The 3260-nt window shown below is 71.8% G+C and carries 4 protein-coding genes; all 4 read right to left on the bottom strand.

What is annotated here, in order from left to right; all coding sequences use genetic code 11:
- Nucleotides 1-228: 228 nt before the first annotated feature.
- Nucleotides 229-657, bottom strand: a complete 429-nt coding sequence (gene nusB / locus ACWEKM_RS46185) for a transcription antitermination factor NusB (protein ID WP_451627310.1) — start codon at nt 655-657, stop codon at nt 229-231.
- Nucleotides 658-659: 2 nt separating this feature from the next.
- On the bottom strand, nt 660-1226 hold the full coding sequence (gene efp, locus ACWEKM_RS46180) for an elongation factor P (RefSeq protein ID WP_451627309.1): 567 nt from the start codon (nt 1224-1226) through the stop codon (nt 660-662).
- Nucleotides 1227-1312: 86 nt separating this feature from the next.
- Nucleotides 1313-2419: an aminopeptidase P family protein gene (locus tag ACWEKM_RS46175; protein ID WP_451627308.1), complete on the bottom strand. Its 1107-nt coding sequence runs from the start codon at nt 2417-2419 to the stop codon at nt 1313-1315.
- A 150-nt stretch (nt 2420-2569) separates the two neighbouring features.
- Nucleotides 2570-3259 (bottom strand): AAA family ATPase, encoded by a 690-nt coding sequence (locus ACWEKM_RS46170; RefSeq protein ID WP_451627307.1) that lies wholly within the window; start codon nt 3257-3259, stop codon nt 2570-2572.
- Nucleotide 3260 lies beyond the last annotated feature (1 nt).

The raw sequence follows: 3260 nt of genomic DNA, 5'->3' as shown, positions 1-3260 counted from the left end.
GACGCGCGCCTGGCCGTCCCCACCCACTACTAACCATCCCCCGCCCCCCCACCAACAATAACCGCCCCGCGGGGGGGGCGGCAACACTCGGGTGCCGCCCACCCCGGCGGTTTTTCTGTCGTACGACCCTTCGGGGGCGCGAGGAACTGCGTGAGCGGCCCCAGGCGCCCCTCAGCCGCCTTTCTGCCGCCTTCCCACGACGCCCCCGCACCGGCGGCACGAGCGGTGCTAATCGCGCCGCAGCGAGGGCTTCAGCTCCTTCAGCCGGCCCAGCAGCCCGTTGACGAACGCGGGCGACTCGTCCGTGGAGAACTCCTTCGCCAGCTGCACCATCTCGTCCAGGACGACGGCGTCCGGGGTCTCGTCGCCCCAGATCAGCTCATGGGCGCCGAGCCGCAGGATGTTGCGGTCCACGACCGGCATCCGGTCGAGCGTCCAGCCGACCGAGTACTGGGCGATCAGCTCGTCGATGCGCTCCACGTGCTCCGCGTAGCCCTCGACCAACTGCATCGTGTACTCGCTCACCGGCGGCTGCCGGGGGTCGGTCCGCGAGAGGCGGATCCAGTCCGCGAGGACCGTCAGAACCCCGGCACCGCGCTGGTCCGCCTCGAAGAGGATCTGGAAGGCACGCTTGCGGGCCGTGTTGCGGGCAGCCACGGTTAGCTGTTCACCCGGCCGAGGTAGTCGCTGGTGCGGGTGTCGACCTTGATCTTCTCGCCGGTGGTGATGAAGAGCGGAACCTGGATCTGGTGGCCGGTCTCCAGCGTGGCGGGCTTGGTGCCGCCGGTGGAGCGGTCGCCCTGGACGCCCGGCTCGGTCTCCGAAATGGTCAGCTCGACGGCGGCCGGCAGCTCGACGAAGAGCACCTCGCCCTCGTGCTGGGCGACGGTGGCCTCAAAGCCCTCGATCAGGAAGTTGGCGGCGTCGCCGACGACCTTGCGGTCGATGTGCAGCTGGTCGTAGGTCTCCATGTCCATGAAGACGAAGTAGTCGCCGTCCATGTACGAGAACTGCATGTCGCGCTTGTCGACAGTGGCCGTCTCGACCTTGACGCCGGCGTTGAACGTCTTGTCGACGACCTTGCCGGAGAGCACGTTCTTGAGCTTGGTGCGCACGAATGCCGGGCCCTTGCCGGGCTTGACGTGCTGGAACTCGACGACGGACCAGAGCTGGCCGCCTTCGAGCTTGAGCACCAGGCCGTTCTTGAGGTCGTTCGTGGAAGCCACGGTTGCGGAATCTCCTGGACTGACGTGGACGACCCCGGGGCACGAACCGAGCGGCGCGGGGGACGTGCCTGCACTCCCTGCGGTCGCTACAGCGCGAGCAGCTCCTTGGTCGTAATGGTGAGTAGCTCGGGTCCGCCGTCCGCCTCGGGGCGCACGACGAGCGTGTCATCGATCCGGACACCGCCCCGTCCCGGGAGGTGGACCCCCGGTTCGACGGTGACCGGCACGCAAGCGTCCAGTTTACCCATGGCGGCGGGGGCCAACTGAGGGTCCTCGTCGATTTCGAGTCCGACGCCGTGTCCGGTGACGGGTTGCAGGCCCTCGCCATAGCCCGCGGAGTCCAGCACCTGGCGGGCGGCGCGGTCCACGTCGCGGAACGCGGCGCCGGGCGCGAGGGCCTCCCGGCCGGCCCGCTGGGCGGCGAAGACCAGGTCGTACAGCTCGACCTGCCAGTCGGCGGGGGACGTGCCGATGACGAAGGTACGGCCGATCTCGCAGCGGTAGCCACGGTAGGCGGCGCCCAGGCAGACGGAGAGGAAGTCGCCCTCCTCGACCCTCCGGTCGGTGGGGCGGTGACCGCGGTGCCCGGAGTTGGGTCCGGTGGCGACGGAGGTCGGGAACGCGGGCCCGTCGGCGCCGTGGTCGACCAGACGCCGCTCCAGCTCCAGCGCGAGATGCCGCTCGGTGCGGCCCACCAGGATGGACTCCAGCAGTTCACCGAGGGCCTGGTCGGCGATCTCCGCGCCGATCCGCAGACAGGAGATCTCCTCCTCGTCCTTGACGACCCGCAGCTGCTCGACGGCCGCGCCGAGATCGGCGAGGCGCAGACCGGGGGCGACGGCGGTGACGGCCCGGTAGCGGGCCATGGTGAGGTGGTGCTCCTCGACCGCGAGGGCGTCGGCGCCCTGACCGGCGGCGAGGCCCGCGGCGGCCACGGCGGGGTCACCGCCGGAGGCGGGCAGGACGTGCACGCGCAGGTTCTCGTCCGGCCGCCCTTCGGTGGGGCGGTCGTCGGGCGGCTCGGCGCACACCAGCAGGTCCTCGCTCCGGCCGAGCAGCATGACCGCGCCCTGGGGGGCGGCGCCCGCCAGATAGCGCACATTGGCGGGGCGGGAGATGAGCGCCGCCGCGGTGCCGGCCGCCGTGCAGCGCTCCCTCAACCGGGATCGGCGGTTCGCATACACCTCTGACATGAGTCGAGCGTAGAAGCGGTGACCGGATTGTGCCGGTCGGGGAGCTGCCGTTCGAGGGATCGGGAGCGCGATCGGCCGTGTGCCGGGTCCGGGCCGGTGGTGTCCCCGTCCGGTCCGGGGGCGCTTCCCCAAGGAGTGCGCCCGCCCTGGTCACCAGTTCGGGGGGCTCGCTATCGCCCTGGCCAGGACGTCGTTCAGAACGCGGGCGGTGCCGGGCACGTCCAGCTGGGAATTGTCGATGATCGGCAGCCCCGAGCCGTACCACCCGGCCATGCGGCCGTGGATGCGGGCCACCTCCTCGTCGGTCAGCCTGCGGTTTCCGGAGCGTTCGGCGTTGCGCTCCAGGACGATGTCGAGGCCGGGCAGCAGGACGACCGGGAGCAGGCCGGGGCCGACGTGGCGCTTCCAGCCGCCGAGGCCCACCACCGGGCGGTCCGGGAACACGGCGTCGTCGAGGATGCAGGAGATGCCGTTGGCCAGGAAGTTCCGCGCGGCGAAGCCGCAGGTGCGGCGGGCCAGCCGGTACTGCGCCTCGGAGTGGTCGTTCCACCCGGTCTGCGGATCGGCGAAGCCGGAGCGGACCCATTCGCGTACGTCGTCCAGGCTGATGTGGGCGGTGGGGACCCGGCGGTGGTCCGCCCAGTACTTGGCGACGCTCGTCTTGCCCGCGCCCGCGGGGCCGATCAGCAGGACGGCCAGCGTCGCGCCGGCCGGGTCGGACGCGGTGGTGGCGGGCGGTGTGCTGGGTGCGGCGACGGGGCCGCCGGGCGGCAGCGGCACATGCCCGGTGGTGTCCGGCACGGGCGGGGCGGGGGCGTGCCGCGGGGGTGCGGGCGGCACC

The sequence above is a fragment of the Streptomyces sp. NPDC004752 genome, assembly GCF_053601275.1.
This window is presented reverse-complemented; position numbering and strand designations above follow the sequence as displayed.

Excerpts from the sequence above, each read along its gene's own strand:
- ACWEKM_RS46175 (WP_451627308.1), bottom strand. The coding sequence starts at position 2,419 with ATGTCAGAGGTGTATGCGAACCGCCGATCCCGGTTGAGGGAGCGCTGC.